This window comes from Janthinobacterium violaceinigrum (assembly GCF_009208555.1).
In the GTDB taxonomy this organism is placed as follows: Bacteria; Pseudomonadota; Gammaproteobacteria; order Burkholderiales; family Burkholderiaceae_D; genus Janthinobacterium; species Janthinobacterium violaceinigrum.
In genome coordinates, this window is the sequence record NZ_WFLI01000012.1 from 1 (window position 1) to 24,430 (window position 24,430).

Genomic DNA, 24,430 nt, shown 5'->3' on the forward strand with positions numbered 1-24,430 from the left:
GCCTCGTCGCCCGCCGCGCGGCGGGGCGCCGCATCGGCGGCCGGCAAGCCCACTTCGATCAGGTCGATATCGGGCGCTAGGCTGGCCATGCGCGCGGCCGGCGGCGTATGCCACAGGCGCGCCAGCGCGCCGGCGCGGCCACGGCCCACGATGACTTTCGAGATATTCGCGCTGCGCGCATACTCGACCACGGCGCCGGCAATGTCGGCCGACGGCACTATGGCCGTGCGCGCGCCCAGGTCCTGTGCCAGCTTCAGGGTTTTCAGGATGCGTTCGCGCTCGCGCGCCGGCAGGCGCTGCAGGCGCGGCGTTTCCACGTACAGCGCATGCCATTCCGCGTTCAGCTGGCTGGCCAGGCGCGCCGTACTGCGGATCACGTGTTCGCCTCCCGCGTGCGGTCCCACGCAGGCGAGCAGCGCGACCCCCGTCTTCCACACAGGATTGATGGATTTTTCGACGCGGTAAGCCTGCACGTCGTCCTGCACCCGGTCGGCCGTGCGGCGCAAGGCCAGTTCGCGCAGGGCGATCAAATTACCCTTGCGGAAAAAATGCTGCGACGCCCGTTCGGCCTGCTGTGGCTGGTACACCTTGCCCTGCTTCAGGCGGCGCAGTAATTCATCGGCGGGAATATCGACCAGCACCACTTCATCGGCGCGGTCGAACACCGTGTCAGGCAAGGTTTCAGCCACGCGCACGCCCGTGATCCCGCCCACCACGTCATTGAGGCTTTCCAGGTGCTGCACATTCACGGTCGACAGCACGTCGATGCCGGCCGCCAGCAATTCCTCGACATCCTGCCAGCGCTTCGGATGGCGCGAACCGGCCACGTTCGAGTGCGCCAGTTCATCCATCAGTATCAGCGGCGGCGCGCGCCGCAGCGCTTCGTCCAGGTCGAACTCGAACAGGGTCTTGCCCCGGTATTCAATCGCCTTGAGCGGCAGCACGGGCAAGCCGTCAAGCTGGGCCGCCGTATCCTGGCGCCCATGCGTCTCCACCACGCCCACCAGCAAATCCTGGCCATCGGCCAGCAATTTGCGAGCAGCGGCCAGCATCGCATAGGTCTTGCCGACGCCGGCCGAGGCGCCGAAGTAAATGCGCAGCCGGCCGCGCGCGGCTTTCTTTTCCTGCGCCTGCACTTGCGCCAGCAGGGCATCAGGGTCGGGGCGTTGGCTGTCGTTAGGGAGCATGGGCATCTTTAATATCAAAACCAGGGGCAAAACCGGCGGCTCCGCCCCTGCATCATCTTACTTCGCGGCCGCATCGAGCGCCAGATTCAGTTCCAGCACATTGACCCGCGGTTCGCCGAAAAAGCCGATATACGCGGTTTTCTGTACCTTGGCGATGGCGTTTTCCACCTGCGCCAGCGGCACGGCGCGCACGCGGGCCACGCGCGGCGCCTGATACAGGGCGCCCGCCAGGCTGATTTCCGGATCCAGGCCGCTGCTCGACGCCGTCACCAGGTCGACAGGGATCGGGTTGCGGTTGCCGGGATCGGCCGCCTGCAGGGCGGCGATGCGCGCCTTGACGGCGTCCACCAGGGCCGGATTGCTCGGTCCCTGGTTGGAGCCGCCCGAACCGGCGCCATTGTTCGCCATCGGCGCGGTGGCCGATGGCCGGCCCCAGAAGTACTGGGGCGAGGTGAAGGACTGACCGATCAGGCTCGAGCCGACTGGCTTGCCGCCGCGCTCGACGATGCTGCCGTTGACTTCATCGTTGAAAGCCAGCTGGCCGATGCCGGCCGTGGCAAACGGATAGACGACGCCGCAGATCACGGTCAGCGCGGCAAACAGGACCAGGGCGGGACGTACGATAGTGCTCATGATGGTTCCTTTAGACTAAATTGAGAGCGGACAGCAGCATGTCGATCAGCTTGATCCCGATGAAGGGCAGGATGATGCCGCCCAGGCCGTAGATCAGCAGGTTGCGGCGCAACAGGCTGGCTGCGCCGATGGCGCGGTATTGCACGCCCTTCAGGGCCAGCGGAATCAGCACGACGATGATCAAGGCATTGAACATCACGGCCGACATGATGGCCGAGGCGGGGCTGGCCAGGTGCATGATGTCGAGCGCCTTCAGCTGCGGATACGTGCCCACGAAGGCGGCCGGGATGATGGCGAAGTACTTGGCGATGTCGTTCGAGATCGAGAACGTCGTCAGCGAACCGCGCGTCATCAGCATCTGCTTGCCGATCTCGACGATTTCCAGCAGCTTGGTCGGATTCGAATCCAGGTCCACCATATTGCCCGCCTCCTTGGCCGCCTGCGTGCCCGAATTCATGGCCACGGCCACGTCGGCCTGGGCCAGCGCGGGCGCATCGTTGGTGCCGTCGCCCGTCATGGCCACCAGGCGGCCTTCGGACTGGTAGCTGCGGATCAGTTTGAGCTTGTCTTCGGGCGTCGCTTCGGCGAGGAAGTCGTCCACGCCCGCTTCGGCGGCGATGGCAGCTGCCGTCAGCTTGTTGTCGCCCGTGATCATCACCGTCTTGATGCCCATACGGCGCAATTCCGCAAAGCGCTCCTTGATGCCGCCCTTGACGATATCCTTCAGTTCCACCACGCCCATGACGCGGCCGTCGTCGACCACCACCAGCGGCGTGCTGCCGCGGCGCGCGATATCGTCGACGGCGCGCGCTACCTCGGCCGGATACGGCTGGCCCAGCGCTTCCACATACTTTTTCATGGAGTCGGCCGCGCCCTTGCGCAGCTGGCGCACCTGCTGTTCGCCCGGAATATCCACGCCGCTCATGCGCGTTTGCGCCGTGAACGGTACGAAGGTGGCGTGCAGGTTGCCCATCTCGCGTTCGCGGATATTGAACTTCTGCTTGGCCAGCACGACGATGCTGCGCCCTTCCGGCGTTTCATCGGCCAGGGAAGCCAGTTGCGCCGCGTCGGCCAGTTGCTGCTCCGTCACGCCGGGCGCCGGTACAAAGCTCGACGCCTGGCGGTTGCCCAGGGTGATGGTGCCGGTTTTATCGAGCAGCAGCACGTCCACGTCGCCCGCCGCTTCCACGGCGCGGCCCGACGTGGCGATCACATTGGCCTGCATCATGCGGCTCATGCCGGCCACGCCGATGGCCGACAGCAGGCCGCCGATGGTGGTCGGGATCAGGCACACGAGCAGCGCGATCAGCACGGTGATCGTGACGGGCGTGCCGCTGCCGGCTGCCGCCACGGAAAACAGCGAGTACGGCAGCAGGGTCACGGTGACGATCAGGAAGACGATGGACAGGGCCACGAGCAGGATCGTCAGGGCGATCTCGTTCGGCGTCTTCTGGCGCTTGGCGCCTTCGACCATGGCGATCATGCGGTCGATGAAGGCTTCGCCGGGATTGACGGAAACGCGCACCAGCAGCCAGTCCGACAGCACGCGGGTGCCGCCCGTGACGGCGGAAAAATCGCCGCCCGATTCGCGGATCACGGGCGCCGATTCGCCCGTGATGGCGCTCTCGTCGACGGAGGCCACGCCGGCCGTCACTTCGCCGTCGGCGGGAATCACGTCACCCGCCTCGACCAGCACCGTCATGCCCTTGCGCAGGTCGGTGGCCGGCGTGGGCAGCCAGGAGGTGCCGTACTTCGGCGTCTGCATTTTTTTCGCCATCACCGTCTGCTTCAGGGCGCGCAGCGAGGCCGCCTGGGCCTTGCTGCGGCCTTCGGCCAGCGCTTCGGCGAAGTTCGCGAACATCACGGTAAACCACAGCCAGACGGCGACGGCGACGATGAAGCCGAACGGCGCCTCGCCTTGGCCATTCAGGGCCTGGATGGCCAGCAGGGTGGTGATGATGCTGCCCACGTAGACGACGAACATCACGGGGCTGCGCCACTGCGTGCGGGGGTCGAGTTTTTTGAACGCATCGACGATGGCGGGGCCAATCAGTGCGGAATCGAACAAGGTCAGGCTTGTGCGTGACATGGTAGCCTCTTATTTTATGAAAAGTTGCAGGTGTTCCACGATCGGGCCCAGGGCCAGCGCGGGAACGTAATTGAGCACGCCGACCAGCACCACCACGCCGATCAGCAGGCCGATGAACATGGGGCCATGCGTGGGCATGGTGCCGGCATTGACCGACAGGCGCTGCTTGCCTGCCAGCGAACCGGCCACGGCCAGCACGGGCACGATCACGCCGAAGCGGCCGAACCACATGGCGATCGCCAGCATCACGTTATAGAACGGCGTGTTGGCGGACAGGCCGGCAAACGCGCTGCCGTTGTTGTTGGCCGCAGACGTGAAGGCGTACAGGATTTCGGAGAAACCGTGCGCGCCCGGATTGGCCACGCCCACCGTGCCCGGTTCGACCATCACGGCAATCGCCGTGCCCGTCAATACAAGGGCTGGCGTGACCAGGATGGCCAGCGACACCATCTTCATTTCATAGGCCTGGATTTTCTTGCCCAGGTATTCAGGCGTGCGGCCTATCATCAGGCCGGCGATGAAGACGGCCAGGATGGCGAACATCAGCATGCCGTACAGGCCCGTGCCCACGCCGCCGAAAATCACTTCGCCGAACTGCATCAGCAGCAGCGGCACCATGCCGCCCAGGGGCATGTAGGAGTCGTGCATGGAATTGACGGCGCCGCAGGAGGCTGCCGTCGTCACCGCCGCGAACAGGGTCGAGGAACTGATGCCGAAGCGCGTTTCCTTGCCTTCCATATTGCCGCCCGATTGCAGGCTGCTGGCCTGCTGGTCCACGCCCAGGGCTTGCAAGACGGGATTGGCTTGCTGCTCGGCGCTCATCACGCCGGCCGTCATGACGACAAAGATCAGGGTCATCGCGGCCAGCACGGCCCAGCCCTGGCGCATGTCGCCCACCATGCGGCCAAACGTGAAGCACAGGCCGGCGGGAATGATGAAGATGGCCAGCATCTGCAGGAAGTTCGACAGCACGGTGGGGTTTTCGTACGGATGCGAAGAGTTGGCATTGAAGAAGCCGCCGCCATTCGTGCCCAGCAGCTTGATCGATTCCTGCGACGCGACGGGGCCCATGGCGATCGTCTGCGTCGTCGCCACTTGCGCTTCCATCACGGGCTTGCCGGCAGCGTCCAGCACGGGCTGGCCATCGGCCGTCACTTTCGGCGTTTCATACGCCACGTGGTCGAGCAGGGTCACTTCCTTGTAGGCGGAAAAATTCTGGATCATGCCTTCGCCCATGAAGACGACGGACAGGGCCAGCGACAGCGGCAGCAGGATGTACAGGGTGGAGCGCACCAGGTCGACCCAGAAATTGCCGATCGATTTGCCCGAGCGCGAGGCGAAGCCGCGCACCAGCGCGAAGATCACGGCAATGCCGGTAGCGGCCGAAAAGAAGTTCTGGCACGCCAGGCCCAGCATCTGGGTCAGATAGCTCATGGTCTGCTCGCCGCCGTAGCCCTGCCAGTTGGTATTGGCGACGAAGCTGACGGTGGTATTGAACGAGGAATCGGGGCTGACGGCGCCCAGGCCCTGGGGATTCAAGGGAAAAAAGCCCTGCAGGCGCTGCAGGCCGTATACAAAGACGGCGCCCACGGTATTGAAGACGATCAGGGCGATGGCATAGCTTTTCCAGCCCATGGCCTTGTCGGCAGGCAGGCCGGACCAGCGGTACAGCAGGTTTTCCAGCTTCTGCAGCCAGCCCAGGCCGCGCACGGGGCCATCGCCAGCCACCTTGGCCATGTACAGGCCCAGCGGATAGCCGGCGGCCAGCAGCACGGCCAGGAAAGCCACCAGCAGCAATATCGATTGCGTCGTCATCACAGTTCCTCCGCCTTCAGCAGCGCCACCAGCAGGTACACGAACAGGCCAGCCGACACGACGGCGCCCAGCACATAAAACGCGTTCATTTGACGCTCCCTAATTTGTCGCAGGCGACGGCAAAGCCGGCGGCCACGACGAAAAACACGGCAATCAAGCCGAGATACACGATATCCATTCCCACCCTCATTCAGGTTTGTTTTGATAGTGTGCAGATTAGCCAAAAGGGTCTAAAAAATTCGTAAAGACTGGGGAGGCAGCTGTAAACAAGATGTAAAAACGGAGGCTTTACCGCATAAAATCCATCACAATTGGCGCCAAACCACGCGCGCAGCGCACTGTTGTTGCCCTGGAGTAGCGCTATTGCTCGCGGGACAAGATAGAATGCGCGAGCGTCCGCACAAGGACGCCATGCCTGCCGCACTGCCCTCCCCCAGTGACGCTGGACGAGATATACTGTATATTCATACAGCTATCGCCGCCGCTGTCATTGCGCCATGCAGTGCCCTGGCCTGGCGTTCCAACCACTGTCTTTATTAGCTTGAACACGTATGGCCACTAAAAAACCAGCATCCGACTACAGCGAATCATCCATCCGTGTCCTGAAAGGACTGGAACCCGTCAAGCAGCGCCCGGGGATGTACACCCGCACTGAAAATCCGCTGCACATCATTCAGGAAGTGATCGACAATGCCTCCGACGAGGCGCTGGGCGGTCATTGCACGCATATCGCCGTCACGCAAAACACGGATGGCAGCATCACCGTGGAAGACAATGGCCGCGGCATTCCCGTCGGCCTGCACCCGGAAGAAGGCGTGCCGACGGTGGAAATCGTGTTTACACGGCTGCACGCGGGCGGCAAGTTCGACAAGGGTTCGGGCGGCGCCTACGCGTTCTCGGGCGGCCTGCACGGCGTCGGCGTGTCCGTCACCAATGCGCTGTCCACGCGGCTGGAAATCACCGTCTGGCGCAAGGAAAGCGACGGCAACGGCCTGCACCACATGGTGTTTGCCAATGGCGACGTGATCGAACCGCTGAATTCGCGTCCCGCCCCGCGCGACGGCAAGAAGTCCGGCACGCGCGTGACGGCCTGGCCCGACGCGAAATATTTTGACTCGCCGAACATCTCGCAAACCGAGCTGCAGCGCCTGCTGCGCTCGAAGGCCGTGCTGCTGCCCGGCGTCACCGTCACGCTCACCAACGCGAAGACGGGCGATACGCAGACCTGGCTGTACGCGGAAGGCTTGCGCGGCTACCTGACCGAATCGCTGGCGCAGGTCTCGAATGGCGAAACCCTGATTCCCCTGTTCGAAGGCGCGCAATATGCGGGCCCGGACTCGGAAGGCTTTGCCGAAGGCGAAGGCGCCGCCTGGGTCGTGGCATGGACGGAAGAAGGCGCCATCGTGCGCGAATCGTATGTCAACCTGATTCCCACCTCGAATGGCGGCACGCACGAATCGGGCTTGCGCGACGGCCTGTTCGGCGCCGTGAAAAACTTCGTCGAAATGCACTCGCTGCTGCCCAAGGGCGTGAAACTGCTGCCCGAAGACGTGTTCGCGCGCGCTTCGTTCGTGCTGTCGGCGAAAGTGCTGGACCCGCAATTCCAGGGCCAGATCAAGGAACGCCTCAATTCGCGCGACGCCGTGCGCCTGGTCTCGACCTTCGCCAAGCCGCCGCTGGAACTGTGGCTGAACCAGCACGTCGACTATGGCAAGAAGCTGGCCGAACTGGTGATCAAGCAGGCGCAATCGCGCCAGCGCTCGCTGCAGAAAGTGGAAAAGAAAAAATCCTCGGGCGTAGCCGTCCTGCCCGGCAAGCTGACGGACTGCGAATCGTCGGACATCGCGCGCAATGAACTGTTCCTCGTCGAGGGCGACTCGGCGGGTGGCTCGGCCAAGATGGGCCGCGACAAGGAATTCCAGGCGATCCTGCCCCTGCGCGGCAAGGTCCTGAACTCGTGGGAAACGGACCGCGACCGCCTGTTCGCCAATAACGAGATCCACGATATTGCCGTCGCCATCGGCGTCGACCCGCACAGCATCGGCGACACGCCCGACCTGTCCGGCCTGCGCTACGGCAAGATCTGCATCCTGTCCGATGCGGACGTGGACGGCTCGCACATCCAGGTATTGCTGCTGACCCTGTTCTTCAAGCACTTCCCCGCGCTGATCAACAAGGGCCACATCTGCATCGCCCGTCCGCCCCTGTACCGCGTGGACGCGCCGGCGCGCGGCAAGAAGCCGATGCAGAAGATCTACGCGCTCGACGACGGCGAACTGCTGGCCATCGAGGACAAGCTGCGCAAGGAAGGCGTGAAACAGGGCGCCTGGTCGATCTCGCGCTTCAAGGGCCTGGGCGAGATGAACGCGGAGCAGCTGTGGGAAACGACGATGAACCCGGACACGCGCCGCCTGCTGCCCGTCACGCTCGGTGAAATCGACCACATGACGTCCGCCGCCCGCTTCAATATGCTGATGGGCAAGGGCGAAGCGGCCGGACGCCGTGCCTGGATCGAGGAACACGGCAATGAGGCGGAGGCGGATATCTGATGATCATCGGCATCGACCTGGGCACCACCAACAGCCTGGTCGCCATCTGGCGCGACGGCAAGGCTTCCATCATCCCGAATGCGCTGGGCGAACACCTGACGCCGTCGTGCGTGAGCATCGACGACGACGGCACCGTGCTGGTGGGCCGCGCCGCGCGCGAGCGCCTGCAGACGCACCCGCAGCTGACGGCGGCCGTCTTCAAGCGCTACATGGGCAGCGAAAAGAAGATCACCCTCGGCACGCAGCAATTCCGTCCGGAAGAGCTGTCGTCGATGGTGCTGCGCGCGCTGAAGGAAGATGCGGAAGCCTTCCTGGGCCACAAGGTCGAGGAAGCCATCATCACCGTGCCCGCGTATTTCAGCGATGCGCAGCGCAAGGCCACGCGCATCGCCGGCCAGCTGGCGGGCTTGCGCGTGGAGCGCCTGCTGAATGAACCGACGGCCGCCGCGCTGGCCTACGGCATCCGCGACAAGGAACAGGAAAGCAAATTCCTCGTCTTCGACCTGGGCGGCGGCACCTTCGACGTGTCGATCCTGGAACTGTTCGAAGGCGTGATGGAAGTGCGCGCCTCGGCCGGCGACAATTTTTTAGGGGGCGAAGACTTCGTCACCGTGCTGGTCGACGCCTTTTTGGAAGGCAGCGGCCTGCGCGACGCCGTCGGCAGCCGCCTGCTCGACCCGCGCCAGCAGCAGCTGCTGCGCGATGAAGCGGAGCGCGTCAAGCGCCTGCTGTCGGAACAGCCGTCCGTGCGCATGGCCACGCGCTACCAGGACAAGGAATACAGCTGGGAGATCAACGAGGACAAACTGGCGCAACTGTGCGAACCGCTGCTGGCGCGCCTGCGCCTGCCCGTGGAACGGGCGCTGCGCGACGCCACCATCCGCGCCGCGGAATTGAATGAAGTGGTGCTGGCCGGCGGCGCCACGCGCATGCCGCTGGTACGCAAGCTGGTGTCGCGCATGTTCGGCCGCTTCCCCGCCATCCACCTGGACCCGGACGAAGCCGTGGCGCTGGGCGCCGCCGTGCAGGCGGGCCTGAAGATGCGCGACGCCGCTCTCGATGAAGTGGTCATGACGGACGTGGCGCCGTATTCGCTGGGCATTTCGATTTCGCGCCAGGTCGGCGCGAACCAGTACGAAGGCGGGCATTACCTGCCCATCATCGAACGCAATTCCGTGGTGCCCGTCTCGCGCACGGAAAACATCACCACAATCTACGACAACCAGAAGGAAATCAACGTGGCGATCTTCCAGGGCGAGTCGCGCCTGGTGGCCGACAACGTCTTCCTCGGCAAGATCAGCTTCCCGATTCCCGCGAAAAAGGCGGGCGAGATCGGCATCGACGTGCGCTTCACCTACGACATCAGCGGCGTGCTGGAAGCGGAAGTGACGGTGCTGGCCACGCAGGAAAAGCACAAGATGGTCATCAGCGACAACGCGGGCGTGATGACGCCGGAACAGATCGAGCAGCGTTTTCTTGAACTGGCCGACCTGAAGATCCACCCGCGCGAGCAGCTGGAAAACCGCACCCTGGTCACGCGCGCCGACCGCCTGTACGAACAGTCGCTGGGCGACGTGCGCCAGTACTTGGCCGCGCATACGGCCAATTTCCAGGCGGCGCTGGAGACGCAGGACCCGAGCACCATCCGCAAGGCGCGCCAGGCACTGGATGACGTGCTGCGCCAGGTCGAGAGCGAGAGCTTTTTGTAGATGGACGGCGGCATGCACAACGGGCAGCGCAGCCTGTGGGATATCCTGGACACGGAGCCGACCGGCGACGAGCGCGCCCTCAAGCGCGCGTATGCGAAACGCCTGAAGGTGACGCGTCCCGAAGACGATCCTGCCGCCTTCCAGGAGCTGCGCGACGCGTATGAATATGCGCTGCGCCACGCGCACCTGTTTGCCGCCGACCTGCAGGAGCAAGGGCACACGGCGCCCGTGGCGGCGCCTGAAGCGACGGCCGAAACGGCGCGCGTCGAAACCGAGCAGGCCGAAGCGGCGCCCGCGGAACCGGCCGATCTGTGGGGCATCGTCGACGACGCCGCGCAAGACACGGGCGCAGAACTGTGGGGCGTGATAGCAGAACCCGCGCCAGCACTGGCGCCACCGCCGGAACAATGGGGCGTGGTCGCCATCGACCCGGTCCAGGAAGCGGCCAGCCTGTGGCAGGCATTCCTGGAGCAGACGCGGCACCGCAACGGAGCGGCTCTGCTGCCCGGCTTCCTGGAGCGCGAGGAGCTGCTCAACCTTGACGTGCGCGAGGAATTCGACCTGTGTGCGCTGCGCTATTGCGCCAGCGCCGGCTACGACCTGCCGCTGCGCCAGGCCCTGTTCGAGCAGCTGGGCTGGGAACACGATTTTGCCTACCTGGGCCGCAGCCATGGCGACCTGGTACGCGCTGCCGTGCAGCGTTACCGGGCGGACCGCTCGTTCGCCCATTTCAGCGACAACCGCGACAGCTATCCGGGCCTGGACTGCATCATGTCGCAGCAAGCGCCATCGGCCTATGCGCGCCAGCTGTTCGACCAAAAATTCAATCAGCAGCTGCGCGAGCTGCTGCAGACGATACGCTGGCAGCATGCCGAAATGCTGGCCTACAAGCTCGATATGGACTTGTTCGAGCGATGGGAGCAGGCGGTATTCTCCAAGCGCTACTTCAAGCAGACGGCGCTGGCCTCGGGCGGCCTGGGTTTCGTGCTGCACTTCATGCTGGCCGGCGTGCTCGATGCGGGCGGTTTCAAGCTGGGCGACATCGGCGCCTATGCCAGCCAGCTGGGTTTCCAGGTGCTGGCCTTTGCCCTGCTGGCCGTGCATGCCTTGCGCTGGCCGGCGCCGCTGTTCACGCGCCTGGACGCGTTGCAGGAACGGCTGCAGGAGCGCCTGCCCGTGCTGTGGGCGCGACCAGGCTTGCGGCAACTGGGCTGGATCGTGCCCTATGTACTGCTGGCACTGCTGCTCTTCCTGCCCGAACGCAGCGACACGATGCGCCTTGTCGCCTCGGCCGGCTTGTGCGCGTCGGCCTTGCTTGCCTATGCGATGAACCGCCAACTGCTGCATGGCATGCTGCTGCTCCTGTCCCTGGGCCTGTCGCTGTTCGTCGGCATGTTCATGAGCGGCAAAGGTCCGGCGGCGCTGGCCATCGGCGAAGCCATGCCATTGATGTTTTGCCTGGCCGCGCTGGCCCTGCGCAGCGCGACGGGCCTGTATGGCGATTGCCGCTTCCCCGAGGCGCTCTTGCCGCGCCTGCGCGCAGCATGGCTGATCGGCTGCGCGGGCCTACTGCTGCAATTGCATGTGCAGCAGCTGCCGGCCGCCCTCGTCGGCGCCGCATTATATGTCTGGTCGTGTGCGGGCTTGCTGTTTTCTCCCAGCGATTTCCGCTGGAAGACGATGTGGCCGCTGGTGCTGGCGCCATCGATCGGCAGTTTTCTGCTGGCCGCCCAGGCGCCGTCCGTCCGCGCCATGCCGATGATGCATAACAGCGTCGAACTGGCCGTGGCCGTGCTGTATCTCACCTTGCGCTACATGTATCTGACGTACGGCAAGTCCTTTTCCAAATCCGGGCTGTCATAATCAGCTCCACGAATTCAACCGCAACCACTTAATACCGAAACAAGCGCCATGTCCACACAAACCAATTTATTTGACGATGCCCAGCCTGAGCCGATCGAGCCGGATGAACCGGTATTCGACGGCGAAGCGCTGACCCTGTCCACCTTCGCCGAGCGCGCCTATCTCGACTACGCCATCTCCGTGGTCAAGGGCCGCGCCCTGCCCGACGTGTGCGATGGCCAGAAGCCCGTGCAACGCCGCATCCTGTATGCGATGAACGAGCTGGGCTTGAACTCCACGGCGAAGCCGCGCAAATCGGCGGCCGTGGTCGGCGACGTGCTGGGTAAATTGCACCCGCACGGCGACCAGTCCGTGTACGACGCGCTGGTGCGCATGGCGCAGGATTTCTCCCTGCGCTACCCGCTGATCGATGGCCAGGGCAACTTCGGCTCGCGCGACGGCGATGGCGCCGCGGCCATGCGCTACACGGAAGCGCGCCTGACGCCGATCGCCAAGCTGCTGATGGATGAAATCGGCATGGGCACGGTGGACTTCCAGCCCAACTACGACGGTTCGACGGAAGAACCGAAGCTGCTGCCGGCCCGCCTGCCGATGGTGCTGCTGAACGGCGCATCCGGCATCGCCGTGGGCCTGGCCACAGAAATCCCGTCGCACAACCTGGCGGAAGTGGCCAAGGCAGCGGTGGCCATGATCCGCGATCCGAAGATCACGCACGCCGAACTGATGGCCATCATGCCCGGCCCCGACTTCCCCGGCGGCGGCCAGATCATCACGCCGCCCTCGCAGATCCAGGACATGTATGCGAGCGGCCGTGGCAGCATGAAGGTGCGCGCGCGCTGGAAGATCGAAGAGCTGGCGCGCGGCCAGTGGCAAGCCGTCGTGACGGAACTGCCGCCCGGCACCTCGTCGCAAAAGGTGCTGGAAGAAATCGAGGAACTGACCAATCCGAAGATCAAGCTGGGCAAGAAGGCGCTGTCGCCGGACCAGGTGGCCCTGAAGGCGCTGATCCTCAATTCGCTCGACACCATCCGCGACGAATCGGGCCGCGCCGCACCCGTGCGCCTGGTGTTCGAACCGAAATCGAAGAACCAGGACCAGACGGAATTCATGCTGATGCTGCTGGCGCATACGTCGCTGGAATCGTCGACCTCGATCAACCTGGTGATGATAGGCGGCGATGGCCGTCCGCGCCAGAAAGGCCTGGGCGACATCCTGCGCGAGTGGATCGACTTCCGCTTCGAGACTGTCACGCGCCGCACCGGCTACAAACTGGGCAAGGTCAAGGACCGCATCCATATCCTGGAAGGGCGCGAAGCGATCCTGCTCAATATCGACAAGGTGATCCAGATCATCCGCAATTCGGATGAACCGAAAGCGGCCTTGATCGAAGCGTTCAAGCTGTCCGAACGCCAGGCCGACGACATCCTGGAAATCCGCTTGCGCCAGCTGGCGCGCCTGGAAACGATCAAGATCCAGCAGGAACTGGCCGAGCTGCGCAAGGAAGAAAAGTCGCTGCAAGACCTGCTCGACAACCCGGGCTCGATGAAGCGCGCCATCATCCGCGAAATCGAAGCGGACGCCAAACAGTTTGGCGACGCGCGCCGCACCCTGATCGAGGAAGCGCAGAAAGCCGTGGCCGAACAGAAAGTGGTCGATGAACCGGTCACCGTCATCATTTCGGAAAAAGGCTGGGTGCGCGCGCGCACCGGCATCGGCCACGATGCGGCGCAGTTCACCTTCAAGGCCGGAGACAGCCTGCATGGCGCCTTCGAGTGCCGCACGGTGGACACTTTGCTGGGTTTTGGCAACAACGGCAAGATTTACTCGGTTCCCGTCTCGGCGCTGCCCAACGCGCGCGGCGACGGCGTGCCGATCACGACCTTGTGCGACCTGAGCGGCGGCACGCCCGGCAACGCCGTGCGCATCCTCCATTACTTTGCGGGCAATGGCGCCACCAGCCTGCTGCTGGCGACGAGCGCCGGCTACGGCTTCATCGCCAAGGCGGGCGACATGACGAGCCGCCTGAAGGGCGGCAAGGCCTTCATCACTCTCGATGACGGCGACGTGCCTCTGGCGCCGAAGGTCATCCCAGAAGCAGCCAGCGCCCTGGCCTGCCTGACGGAAGGCGCGCGCCTGCTGGTGTTCGGCCTCGATGAAATGAAAACCCTGTCCAAGGGCGGCACCGGCGTCAAGCTGATCGACCTGGACGCCAAGGACAAGCTGCTGGCCGTGCAGCCGATCACCCAGCGCGGCGTGGTGGTCTCGGGCATCGGCCGGGGATCGAAGCCACAGGATGCGTCGCTGGGCGCCACGGCTCTGACCGACCACTTCGGCAAGCGCGCGAAGAAGGGCAAGGCATTGGCGGCCAAGCTGAAACCGGTCTCGATGGCGGCGATCGGCTGACAGGCTGACAGGCTGACAGGTACGGCCGCGAGGCCGTGCGCAGTGCAGAAAAAGACAGGTCCGCCTGTCTTTTTTTTCGCCTGCCCTGGCACCTGCCACGGTCCCTTCCACGGTCCCTGCCTCGGCTCGTGCTACGGTCCCCGCTTCCTGCTCCGGCTCCGGCTCCGGCTCCGGCTCCGGCTCCAGCAAGCGTCACCGGTCCTGCAATAATTTTGCATATTCCCCGTCCGCCTCCGTTATCCCTGCAGGCATGCCATCGGCATGCCGCCCCACCACAGGAGTACAGGGATGAGCAACAATATTTCAGGCACGCTGCCATGCGCCAGCTTGACCCCGGCCGAGCGACTGGTCGCGGCCATGGCGGCCGAAGGCTTGCCGTACAAAAGCATCGCCAGGGAACTGGGCAAGTCGCCGGCCACCGTCCGCAACCAGCTGCATGCGATTTACCAGAAACTCGGCGTGGGCAACCGCACGGCGCTCGCATACAAGCTGCGCGGCGAACCCGGCGAGCCTTAGCGCCGCGACAGGCGCAGCACGTCGGGCGTCGCTTCGACGATGTCGATCACACCTTGCTCTCCGGCGGCGGCATCAACGGCATAGCGGCCCATGCCCAGCGGACGCAGCCGGGCAACGGGGCCGGCGCGGGGCCGGTCATCGGGGCCGGGCGCCATGCTGGTCATGCTCGCCTCCCCGCCTGCCAGGCTCCCGGTTCCGCCTCCGAACTCCAGCACCTTGCGCCCCTTGCGGCTGGGCGGAAAGGGAAACGTGGCCGTGGGCCGGTACACCTCGATACCGTCCGCATCTTCCTCGAAGGAATGCGTCCAGCTACCGCTGGGCAAAACCATCGTCATGCCGTGCATGCTGCCTCCCGTTTAAAACATGAACGTCAGAAACACGATACCACGCCGCCCAGGCTTTCATAGCCGCTCACGGAGGGCGACCAGGCCGTGCCGTTCCACGCCTTGTGGAACAGGGCGCCATTCGTTCCCGTGACAAACACGTCGAGGCGGTTCGGCGCCCACGCCGTGGCGCGCGGACGCGAGGTGCTGATGCCGCCCAGGTTCTCAAATCCCGTCAGCGACGGACTCCAGGCGCTGCCGTTCCACGCCTTGTGGTACAGCGCGCTGTCCGTGCCGATGACGAACAGGTCGAGCCGGTTGGGCGCCCACGACACGGCTTCCACCTCGCCCACGCAGATGCCGCCCAGGCGCTCGAAGCCATCGTTCGACGGCCCCCATTTCGCGCCGTCCCACCACTTGTGGTACAGGGCGCCATCGGTGCCCGTGACGAATACGTCGAGGCGGTTCGGCCCCCACGCCACTGCCTTGGGCGACGAAGTGCAGATGCCGCCCAGGCGCTCGTAGCCCGTCAGCGACGGCCCCCAGGCCGTGCCGTCCCACCACTTGTGGTACAGGGCATGGTCCGTGCCGATGACGAACACGTCAAGGCGGTTCGCTCCCCACGCCACGGCTTCCGGCTGGCCCAGGCAAATGCCGCCCATGGCTTCATACCCCGTCAGCGACGGCCCCCAGGCGCTGCCGTTCCACCATTTGTGGTACAGCCCGCGGTCCGTGCCGACGACAAACACGTCGAGGCGGTTCGGCCCCCAGGCCACGGCGCGCGGATCTCCCACACACAAGCCGCCCAGCGCCTCATAGCCGGTCAGGGACGGCCCCCAGGCCGTGCCATTCCACCACTTGTGGAACAGGCCGCTGTCGGTGCCCGTGACAAACACGTCCAGCCGGTTCGGCGCCCACGAAACCGCCTGCGGCGCACTGGTGCCGATGCCGCCCTGCCCTTCGTAAGCGGTGGCGGAGGGTGCCCAGGCCGTGCCATTCCAGGCCTTGTGGTAGAGCGCGCGGTCCGTGCCCAGCACGAAGACGTCGAGGCGGTTCGCGCCCCAGGCCACGACGGGCGAGGAACTCTGGCGCGGCGTGGCGCCCGTGCCGCCAGTCCCGCCCGTCCCGGTGCCGATGCTGGCGCGCGGTCCGTCGAGGCAAGCCTGCATGCGCGCCACCTGGCCCGCCGTGAACATGAACATGGCGGGATCGTCGACATAATCCATGTAGTTCATGAACATGTCGCCATTCGGTCCATTGCTGCAGGAAATATGCGGGAACGACGGCTGGCCCGTGTTCGGCCCGCCCTGGTTCGGCGTGTCGGCCACATTGTCCGTGCCCGAGCAGCCCGTGCCGTCGTCTCCCCAGATATGGTTCAGGTTCAGCCAGTGGCCGATTTCATGCGTGGCCGTGCGGCCCAGGTGGAACGGCGGCGCCGCCGTGCCGGTCGTGCCGAAGGCCGATTGCAGGATCACCACCCCGTCGGTGGCGGCCGGACCACCGGGAAACTGCGCGTAGCCCAGCAAGCCGCCGCCCAGCTGGCACGCCCAGATATTCAGATAGCTGTCGGCCGGCCAGGCATCCATGCCGCCCGTCGCCTGCGACTTGACGGCATCGTCCGCGCCGAAGGATGCCACCGTAGTCTGGCGCCGCTCGATGCCGCTGGTCGCCGCGCCATGGGGATCGGTCGTGGCCAGCGCGAACTCCACGCGCGCATCGGCCGTCAGCGGCAGGAACGGCGCCGGCGTGCCGTTCACATCCGGGTTGACGCGCCGGAAATCGCGGTTCAATACGTCGATCTGGCTGGCGATCTGCGCATCCGAAATATTTTGCGCGGCCGTGTTCCACACCACGTGCACCACCACCGGTATCTGCGTCACGCCGGAACGTCCGGCGACGCTGCCGCCGCCCCCATAGAGCCCGGCCAGGTTTTCGATATCGGCGCGTACGCCCGCATAGGACTGATCTTCCGTCAGCAGGCGGCGGTGCACATCCATCGTGGCGCAGGTGCGCACCTGCGGCGTGCCGCCGCCCTGCCCCCCTCCGCCGCCGCCCATGCCGCCACCGCCATCATCGCCATCATCGCGGCCGCCGCCCATGCCGCCGCCATCGCCCACGTGCATGCAACTGGCGCCGGCCATGCCCTGCGATGCCTGCTGCATGCCACCACCAGGCATGCTTCCGGCTGCGGCTGCGGCATGCGTGGCGGCCTGCTGGTCCGCGTATGACACGCCCAGGCGCGGCCCCGGCATGGCGTCGCTGCTCCCGGCGGCAACGCTGGCGTGGATATCGCCCTCGACCGGCATCGCCTGCATGGAAGACATGGCGGACATGCCTTCGGCCGAACCGGTAGCCGGTGCTTTTTTCGTTTTAGCGGTGCTCATGATGTCTCCTTCGTCTATTTGCCAGCTCACTATGGCATGACGAAAAGCGGAGCATTTGCGCCAGATCAAGGCTGGCAAGCGGCGGCAGCGAAAAGCCGCGGACGTAAAAAAAGACAGCCGAAGCTGTCTTTTGGGGCCTGCAGGCCGTGGCCTGCAAACGGGGAATTACTTGGCGGCGGCAGCCTTGACTTCAGCGTCGGCCTTGGCCTTCGCTTCTTCCGTCTTGGTGGCGGCGAGGGCCTTGTCGGCATTCGCTTCCACTTTTTCCTTGGCGACCTTGGCGTTCGCTTTCACGGCAGCCTTGGTGGCTTTCGCATCGGCCTTGGCATCGGTTTTGTCTGCCTTGGCTTCCGCTTTCAGCTTGTCTTCCGCATCGGCGTTGGCGACTTTGTCGTGGGCCTTGGCCTTGGTTTTATTGGCCTTGTGATGGGCGTCGGCTTTCTTTTCGTCGGCCTTCATTTCTGCCTTGGCGACATTGGCGTCAGCCTTGGCATCGACCTTGGCTTCCGAAGCGGCAGCCTTGTTGACATCTTTTTGTGCGGAAGCCTGGGCTTTCACGACCGCTTCCGTTGCGGGTGCGGTTTGAGCGAAGGCAGCGGTAGCAAACAGGGTGGCGATCAGAGCGGCGAGTAATTTGTTCATGATGAGACCTTTCAATATGGATTCGAGTTATTTTTACTAAAGGCGGGCAAAATGTTCCAAATTTGCCAGGCATCGGGCTGTGGTTGACAGCAGCTCGATGGCATGACTTCATAGTAAAGACAAAGCAGCAACCACACAGTGCGTTAGCGCACTCAACGGAAAATATGTGCAATTCGGCAAATTTTCCATTGAGCACGCTGCCGGCGTTCAGGACCTCATGCGCACACGGCCAATGCCGCGTGGCGGGCCGCCACCCATTCCTCGTTGGCCGGTTCCACGCCCACCACGATGCGGCTGGCATCGGTGGAAATACGGCTGGCGTTGCGCGCGTTCGCTTCGCTGTCGAGCACGGGACCGATGAAGCCCAGCTCGGCGCAGATGCGCTGGCGCAGCTCCGCGCTGTGCTCGCCGATACCGGCCGTAAACACCAGCATGTCCAGCCCGCCCAGCACGGCCGTCAGGGCGCCGATCTCGCGCACGATGCGGCGGATGTACAGGGCCAGCGCGGCGCGGATGCGCTCGCCCGTGGCATCCTGCCGGCCCTGCTGCGCCAGCAGCACGGGCGGGTCGGCCGACACGCCGGACACGCCCAGCAAGCCCGATTCGTGGTACAGCACGTGCGCCACTTTTTCCAGCGACAGTTTTTCGATTTCCATCAGGTAGATGACGGCGCCCGGGTCCAGCGAACCGCAGCGCGTGCCCATCATCAGGCCGTCGAGCGCGGAAAAGCCCATGGTGGTGGCCACGCTGTGCAGATTGTCCATCGCGCACAGGCTGGCGCCGCTGCCCAGGTGGGCCACGATGACCTTGCCGCGCGCGACGGAGCCGAAACGCTGCTCCAGCACCAGCGACTGGTATTCGTACGACAGGCCGTGGAAACCGTAGCGGCGCAAGCCCCGCTCCCACGCATCGTACGGCAGGGCCAGCATCTGCTCGACCTGCGGCACCGTGTGGTGGAACGCCGTGTCGAAGCACGCCACCTGGGCGATATCGGGGCGCGATTCGAGCAGCACCTCGATCGCCTCCAGGGCGAACGGCTGGTGCAGGGGCGCCAGCGGGACGAAGCTTTTCAGGTCCGCCAGCACGGCAAAATCGATGCGCACGGGGGCGAAATACTTGCTGCCACCGTGCACCACGCGGTGCGCCACGGCGCGCAACGGGCGCCCGGCCAGCTGCGCCACGACTTGCGCGCGGATGTATTCGAGGGCCGCGTGGTGCGGCTGCGCCGGATCCAGCTGCAGCGGGACGGCAGGCAGGCCGCCGGCCCGGTAGGTGGCATGTTCGCGGCCGATGCCTTCGACCTTGCCGCTCCATTGCGCCTGCTGCGGCAGCACGCCGTCCGCCTGTTCGAACAGGGCGAACTTGATGCTCGACGAGCCGCAATTGAGCACCAGGATCAGGGTGCCGTCTGCATATGTCACGGGTGCGTTCATGGCGGCGTGCTCCGGTAATGGTTGGCCAGCATCACGGCGATGGCGCACGAGGCGATGCGGCTGGCGCGCGAGTCGGCGCGGCTGGTCAGGATGACGGGGATCTTCGCGCCCAGCACGATGCCGGCGCTGTCCGCGTCGCCCATGTATTCGAGCTGCTTGGCCAGCATGTTGCCGCTTTCCAGGTCGGGCACCAACAGGATATCGGCGCGGCCCGCCACCTCCGAGACGATGCCCTTGACGGTAGCGGCAGCGATCGAGACGGCGTTGTCGAAAGCCAGCGGGCCGTCGAGGATGGCGCCCGTGATCTGGCCGCGGTCGGCCATCTTGCACAGGGCGGCGGCATCGAGCGTGGCCGGCATGTCCGCGTTCACCGTTTCCACGGCGGCCAGGATGGCCACGCGCGGCTGGGCCACGCCGATCACGTGCGCCAGGTCGATGGCGTTGCGCACGATGTCGGCCTTCATGGCCAGGTTGGGCGCGATATTGATGGCGGCGTCGGTGATGATGAAAGGACGCGGATACGCGGGCGTCTGCATCAGGAAGCAGTGGCTGATGCGGCGCTTGGTGCGCAGGCCGGCGCTGGCGGCCAGCACGGCCGACATCAGTTCATCCGTGTGCAGGCTGCCCTTCATCAGCGCCTCCACTTCGCCCTTGCCCGCCAGTTCGGCGCCGCGCGCGGCGGCCGCATGGCTATGCTCGACGTCCTCGATGGCGATGCCGGCCAGGCTCAGGCCAGCTTCCAGCGCCACCGCTTCCAGGCGCGCGCGCGGCGCCACCAGCACGGGCGTGATCAGGCCGGCCGCATGCGCGTCGAGCGCGCCCGACAGGCTCAGTTCATCGCAAGGATGGATCACGGCCACCTTGATAGGGCCCAGGGTACGCGCATGTTCCAGCAGGCGCCGCGTGCCGTCGCCGTTGTGCAGACGCACTTCGGGCAGGGTGGCGCGCTGGCGTTCGATCTGTTCGGCGGGCGCGATCACCTGCGCCTCGCCGTCGAGCACCACGGCGCCATGCTGGTTGACGCAGCGGCACGCCAGGGTCACGTGGCGGCTGCGCGGATCGAGGGCCGTGACGGTGACGCTGATGGCCAGGGTGTCGCCCACGCGCACGGGCTGCAGGAAGCGCAGGGTCTGGCCCGTGTAGACGGTGCCGGCGCCGGGCAGGCGCGTGCCCAGCACGGCGGAAATGAGGGCCGCGCCCCACATGCCGTGGGCGATGACGCCCTGGTAGCGGCTGGAGGCGGCAAATTCGGCGTCCAGGTGCTGCGGGTTGTCGTCGCCCGACATCACCGCGAACAGGGCGATATCGTCCATGCTCAGGGTGCGCGTGATGCTGGCGCTGTCGCCGATGGCGATCTGGTCGAAGGTGCGGTTACGCACGATATGCAAATCATCGTCTTGGTTGGTAGTCATCGTGGTCTTCTAGGCAGGGGTAATGTTTTTGGCGGATTTGGCCTTGGCCTTGGTCCGGGAAGCAGGCTGCGATGCCGGCTGGGATGCGCGCGCGGCCGGCGGCAGCGCCCTGGCTTGCGCCTGGATGGCCCGGTCGAATACCTCCAGCATCTGCTGCAGGCTCGCTTCCTCGTCCGGCGTCGGCGCTTCGGGCACTTGCAGCACCTGCTGCAGCCATTCGCCCAGCGCGCCGATGGCATCCGGTTCCGCACGCGACAGCAAGGTCGGCAAGGCAGCGATGGCGGCATCGAAATCATGCAGCATCAAGCGCGCCTGCTGGCGCACGATGCCGCGGAATTCCTCCATGCTGAAATCCTGCGTGTACTGCGGCTTGATCAGTTTCAAGGCCAGGTTGACGCGGCGCTCGTCGGCGATCATGCGGAAGCGGTAGATGTAGAACAGCGCGCGCACAGCCGCTTCCACCAGGCCGCCGCGCTGCATGTCCTCGTCCATCTTGCGCGTTTCGCAGCGCACGTATTCGCAATGCTCGGGCGAGATGCCGGGATGGGGGCGCGGCGGCGTAGTGTCGCCGATGGCTTGTCCCGTCAGCGCCTGCACCAGGGGCGAGCCGTACACCAGGTCGAAGGTGGTTTCCTGCACCGTATCACGCCAGTCGCGCCAGCTGTTCAAGCCGGCCGTGATGGCGCCGGAGATGGCTTCCTGCATGGCCAGCAGCGGATTGTCGGGCGCCACCGGCTGGCGGTGAGCGCGCACTTTTTCCGCCTCCCTGGCCACCAGCTTGGCCAGGGGATTGTGGTCGGTCCAGCGCTCGTACGATACGCGCAGCGGATGCGACAGCTGCAGGAAACGCGCCGACTGCGGCGTGACCATGGCGCGCACCCACGGCTGCGCGAACGTGCGGTACAGCGCCAGGTTCACTTCGGACACGCGCGCGGCGGCGGCGAACTTGCGGTCGTTTTCCACGCCAGGCTGCACGATGGCGCGCACGTCCTCGATGCCGCGGTGCTCGACCTGCAGCACGTAGTCGCCGCTGGCCAGGTCGGCGTTCGGCGTGTCGGGCGTCTTGTCGACGATCCGCGCTTCGTAGATGCCGGCCGGCAGCAGATTGATCAGGTCGATATTGCTGGCGAATTTCTGGTGTTCCTTGTGCCCCACCTTGGCCGAGACGAAGATGCCCAGGTGGCCGATGCTGTCATGCACGGCGTAGACAATGGTCTGGTCGTGCATCAGCACATCGTTGTCGTCGCGGTACAGGTCCGTGATCCAGCCCAGCGCCTGCGGCGGCGGCGTGATGTTGTCGCCGTTCGAGCAGAACACGACGATGGGCGAACGGATATTGCGCAAGTCCAGGCGCACGCCGTCGGAGGTGATCAGTTCGGCCGTGGCCAGGCGGTTGCCGATGAACAGATTGTCGACGATGTACTGCATCTCGACGTCGTTGAGGAACACGTGGCCGCCCCAGTATTTTTCAAATTCCAGGTAGCGCGGCGCTTCCGTGTCGATGTTCGCGTACAGGTTGTACTGCTTGGTCCACAGGGTGTTGGCCGGGTTCAGCTTCTCGAAATTCTGCACCAGGCTGGCGCCGTCGAAGCGCCCGTTGCCCAGGTCGCCCGCCAGCGCCGTGGCCCAGCTGCCGCCCATCAGCCCGCCCGCGTAGCGCATGGGGTTGCGGCCATGCCAGCCGGCCCAGTACGACACGGGCGCGCCGGCCACGATGATGGGGCCGAACAGTTCCGGACGCATGGCGGCCGTCATGAGGATCTGCCAGCCCGCCTGGCAATTGCCGATGACGACGGGTTTGCCCTCGCTGAGCGGATGCAGGGCGATGACTTTCTCCAGGAAGGCCGCCTCGGCGTGCATCACGTCTTCCACCGTCTGTCCCGGCACGGGATCGGGCAGGAAGCCGATGAAGTAGCATGGATGGCCAGCGCGCAGGGCCACGCCAATCTCGCTTTCCGCCTTGAAGCCGCCGATGCCGGGACCATGGCCGGCGCGCGGATCGACGACGACGAAGGGGCGTTTCGATGGATCGGGCTGCGGCGCATCGGGCGTCAGGATGCGCGCCAGGCCGTAGTTGACGGGGCGCGCCAGCTCCAGGCCGGACATCACCAGTTCGGCGGGAAAATCCAGCACGTTCGGCACTACCTCGGCCAGGTGCTCCTGGTACTGGTTGCCGCGCCGGCGCATCACGTCCGCATACAGCACGATGCGCTGCCACGAGTCGCGTGCATAGTCGCCCAGCATGCCCAGGGACGGCAAGCCGCCGGTGGAAAAAAATGGAGCAGATTCGATCTTCATGGCTATCCTTTTCATGCAAACAGGCGCCGGAACATTCCGGCGCCGGGCCTACGCCATCTGGCTGATGGTCTTGCGAAAACGCGCCAGCGCGAAGGTAAACAGGGCCGTGCCGATTGCCAGCAGGGCCAGGAACGGTTTCCATACCACGTCGATGCCGGCGCCCCGGTACAGGATCGCCTGGCTCAATTCGACGAAATGCGTGGTCGGGGCGATCAGCATGATGTTCTGCACCAGCTCGGGCATGCTTTCGCGCGGCGTGCTGCCGCCCGAAAGCATCTGCAGCGGCAGCAGCACGAGAATCAGCAGCATGCCGAACTGCGGCATGCTGCGCGCCACGGTGGCGAGGAAAATTCCCATCGACGTGGTGGCAAACAGGTGCAGGGCCGCGCCGCACAGGAACAGCGCGATCGAGCCTTCGATGGGCACGTGCAGCATGCCGCGCACCACCAGGTTCAGCGACAGGGCGGCGGCCAGCAGCACCACCAGGCCCATCGACCAGACCTTGCCCAGCATGATTTCGGCCGGCGTCACGGGCATCACCAGCAGATGTTCGATGGTGCCGTGTTCGCGTTCGCGGATCAGGGCCGCGCCCGTGAGGATGATCGACAGCATCGTCACCTGGTTGATGATTTCCATCAGCGAGCCAAACCACGCCTGGCTCAGCGAAGGATTGAAGCGCGCGCGCATCACCAGTTCCACGGGCGAGACCGTCGCGCCCCGGTAGCGTTTCGCGAATTCGGATATTTCGCCGGCGACGATCTGCTGGATGTAGCCGCTGCCGCTGAAGGCCTGGCTCATGCGCGTGGCGTCCACGTTCAGCTGCAGCTCCGCCTGGCGTCCGCCCAGCACGTCGGCCTGCAGCTTGGGCGGTATCGTCAGCACGAACGTGTACTGGCCCGCATCGAGGCCCGCATCGACCTGGCTCTGGTTGATCATGGCCGGCGGCGTGAACTGCGGCGGGAAGAAGGCCGAGGCGATGCGCCCGGACAGGGGCGAACCATCCTCGTCGACGATGGCGATCGAGGCCATGTGCAGGGTTTCCGGCTTGGCCGTGGCGGCCACGTAGATGGCCAAGGTGAACGTGTAGAGGATCAGGATCAGCATCATCGGGTCGCGGATCAGGCTCCAGATTTCCTTCACGCCCAGGCGGTAGATGTTTTCAAGATGCCGCATA

At 65.2% G+C, this 24,430-nt stretch carries 16 protein-coding genes and 1 pseudogene; 5 read left to right on the forward strand and 12 right to left on the reverse strand.

What is annotated here, in order from left to right; genetic code table 11:
* From GCN75_RS12390 to kdpF, 5 genes and pseudogenes are all read right to left on the reverse strand, one after another.
* Window positions 1–1,187, reverse strand: a pseudogene (locus tag GCN75_RS12390) (two-component system sensor histidine kinase KdbD); the annotation flags it as partial.
* 57 nt (window positions 1,188–1,244) lie between these two features.
* The gene (kdpC, locus tag GCN75_RS12395; RefSeq protein ID WP_152282794.1) at window positions 1,245–1,820 is read right to left on the reverse strand and encodes a potassium-transporting ATPase subunit KdpC; all 576 of its coding nucleotides are present in this window, start codon (window positions 1,818–1,820) and stop codon (window positions 1,245–1,247) included.
* 10 nt (window positions 1,821–1,830) lie between these two features.
* Window positions 1,831–3,909: a potassium-transporting ATPase subunit KdpB gene (gene kdpB, locus GCN75_RS12400; RefSeq protein ID WP_152282795.1), complete on the reverse strand. Its 2,079-nt coding sequence runs from the start codon at window positions 3,907–3,909 to the stop codon at window positions 1,831–1,833.
* Between the two features lie 9 nt (window positions 3,910–3,918).
* Window positions 3,919–5,724, reverse strand: coding sequence for a potassium-transporting ATPase subunit KdpA (gene kdpA, locus GCN75_RS12405; RefSeq protein ID WP_152282796.1), 1,806 nt, complete (start codon window positions 5,722–5,724; stop codon window positions 3,919–3,921).
* Entirely contained in the window at window positions 5,724–5,813 is a 90-nt protein-coding gene (gene kdpF / locus GCN75_RS12410) for a K(+)-transporting ATPase subunit F (RefSeq protein WP_152255096.1), read from the reverse strand. Before kdpF ends, kdpA begins: the two co-directional genes overlap by 1 nt.
* A 462-nt stretch (window positions 5,814–6,275) precedes the next feature.
* Between kdpF and GCN75_RS12415 the strand changes: the two genes are divergently transcribed.
* From GCN75_RS12415 to GCN75_RS12435, 5 genes are all read left to right on the forward strand, one after another.
* On the forward strand, window positions 6,276–8,273 hold the full coding sequence (locus tag GCN75_RS12415) for a DNA topoisomerase IV subunit B (RefSeq protein WP_152282797.1): 1,998 nt from the start codon (window positions 6,276–6,278) through the stop codon (window positions 8,271–8,273).
* Entirely contained in the window at window positions 8,273–9,982 is a 1,710-nt protein-coding gene (locus GCN75_RS12420) for a molecular chaperone HscC (protein WP_152282798.1), read from the forward strand. Before GCN75_RS12415 ends, GCN75_RS12420 begins: the two co-directional genes overlap by 1 nt.
* Window positions 9,983–9,994: 12 nt before the next feature.
* The gene (locus tag GCN75_RS12425; protein ID WP_152282799.1) at window positions 9,995–11,845 is read left to right on the forward strand and encodes a J domain-containing protein; all 1,851 of its coding nucleotides are present in this window, start codon (window positions 9,995–9,997) and stop codon (window positions 11,843–11,845) included.
* Between the two features lie 48 nt (window positions 11,846–11,893).
* Complete coding sequence (gene parC / locus GCN75_RS12430) at window positions 11,894–14,248, forward strand: DNA topoisomerase IV subunit A (protein ID WP_152282800.1); 2,355 nt, start codon at window positions 11,894–11,896, stop codon at window positions 14,246–14,248.
* A 288-nt stretch (window positions 14,249–14,536) separates the two neighbouring features.
* Complete coding sequence (locus GCN75_RS12435; protein WP_193317482.1) at window positions 14,537–14,764, forward strand: helix-turn-helix domain-containing protein; 228 nt, start codon at window positions 14,537–14,539, stop codon at window positions 14,762–14,764.
* On the opposite strand, the gene GCN75_RS12440 is transcribed toward GCN75_RS12435, so the two are convergent.
* From GCN75_RS12440 to GCN75_RS12475, 7 genes are all read right to left on the reverse strand, one after another.
* Complete coding sequence (locus GCN75_RS12440) at window positions 14,761–15,108, reverse strand: hypothetical protein (protein WP_152282802.1); 348 nt, start codon at window positions 15,106–15,108, stop codon at window positions 14,761–14,763. The genes GCN75_RS12435 and GCN75_RS12440 overlap by 4 nt on opposite strands.
* A 26-nt stretch (window positions 15,109–15,134) precedes the next feature.
* Window positions 15,135–17,471: a M43 family zinc metalloprotease gene (locus tag GCN75_RS12445; protein ID WP_226941342.1), complete on the reverse strand. Its 2,337-nt coding sequence runs from the start codon at window positions 17,469–17,471 to the stop codon at window positions 15,135–15,137.
* Between the two features lie 165 nt (window positions 17,472–17,636).
* A complete protein-coding gene (locus GCN75_RS12455; RefSeq protein WP_152282805.1) occupies window positions 17,637–18,113 on the reverse strand; it encodes a hypothetical protein in 477 nt (158 codons plus the stop codon).
* 215 nt (window positions 18,114–18,328) lie between these two features.
* Entirely contained in the window at window positions 18,329–19,546 is a 1,218-nt protein-coding gene (locus tag GCN75_RS12460; protein WP_152282806.1) for an acetate/propionate family kinase, read from the reverse strand.
* Complete coding sequence (locus GCN75_RS12465) at window positions 19,543–20,958, reverse strand: bifunctional enoyl-CoA hydratase/phosphate acetyltransferase (RefSeq protein WP_152282807.1); 1,416 nt, start codon at window positions 20,956–20,958, stop codon at window positions 19,543–19,545. Before GCN75_RS12465 ends, GCN75_RS12460 begins: the two co-directional genes overlap by 4 nt.
* A 9-nt stretch (window positions 20,959–20,967) precedes the next feature.
* Window positions 20,968–23,256, reverse strand: a complete 2,289-nt coding sequence (locus GCN75_RS12470) for a DUF3141 domain-containing protein (protein WP_152282808.1) — start codon at window positions 23,254–23,256, stop codon at window positions 20,968–20,970.
* A gap of 48 nt (window positions 23,257–23,304) precedes the next feature.
* Window positions 23,305–24,429, reverse strand: coding sequence for an ABC transporter permease (locus GCN75_RS12475; protein WP_152282809.1), 1,125 nt, complete (start codon window positions 24,427–24,429; stop codon window positions 23,305–23,307).
* Window position 24,430 lies beyond the last annotated feature (1 nt).

Coding starts and splice junctions, on each gene's coding strand:
- kdpC (WP_152282794.1), bottom strand. CDS start 1,820: ATGAGCACTATCGTACGTCCCGCCCTGGTCCTGTTTGCCGCGCTGACC.
- kdpB (WP_152282795.1), bottom strand. CDS start 3,909: ATGTCACGCACAAGCCTGACCTTGTTCGATTCCGCACTGATTGGCCCC.
- kdpA (WP_152282796.1), bottom strand. CDS start 5,724: ATGACGACGCAATCGATATTGCTGCTGGTGGCTTTCCTGGCCGTGCTG.
- kdpF (WP_152255096.1), bottom strand. CDS start 5,813: ATGAACGCGTTTTATGTGCTGGGCGCCGTCGTGTCGGCTGGCCTGTTC.
- GCN75_RS12415 (WP_152282797.1), top strand. CDS start 6,276: ATGGCCACTAAAAAACCAGCATCCGACTACAGCGAATCATCCATCCGT.
- GCN75_RS12420 (WP_152282798.1), top strand. CDS start 8,273: ATGATCATCGGCATCGACCTGGGCACCACCAACAGCCTGGTCGCCATC.
- GCN75_RS12425 (WP_152282799.1), top strand. CDS start 9,995: ATGCACAACGGGCAGCGCAGCCTGTGGGATATCCTGGACACGGAGCCG.
- parC (WP_152282800.1), top strand. CDS start 11,894: ATGTCCACACAAACCAATTTATTTGACGATGCCCAGCCTGAGCCGATC.
- GCN75_RS12435 (WP_193317482.1), top strand. CDS start 14,537: ATGAGCAACAATATTTCAGGCACGCTGCCATGCGCCAGCTTGACCCCG.
- GCN75_RS12440 (WP_152282802.1), bottom strand. CDS start 15,108: ATGCACGGCATGACGATGGTTTTGCCCAGCGGTAGCTGGACGCATTCC.
- GCN75_RS12445 (WP_226941342.1), bottom strand. CDS start 17,471: ATGAGCACCGCTAAAACGAAAAAAGCACCGGCTACCGGTTCGGCCGAA.
- GCN75_RS12455 (WP_152282805.1), bottom strand. CDS start 18,113: ATGAACAAATTACTCGCCGCTCTGATCGCCACCCTGTTTGCTACCGCT.
- GCN75_RS12460 (WP_152282806.1), bottom strand. CDS start 19,546: ATGAACGCACCCGTGACATATGCAGACGGCACCCTGATCCTGGTGCTC.
- GCN75_RS12465 (WP_152282807.1), bottom strand. CDS start 20,958: ATGACTACCAACCAAGACGATGATTTGCATATCGTGCGTAACCGCACC.
- GCN75_RS12470 (WP_152282808.1), bottom strand. CDS start 23,256: ATGAAGATCGAATCTGCTCCATTTTTTTCCACCGGCGGCTTGCCGTCC.
- GCN75_RS12475 (WP_152282809.1), bottom strand. CDS start 24,429: ATGCGGCATCTTGAAAACATCTACCGCCTGGGCGTGAAGGAAATCTGG.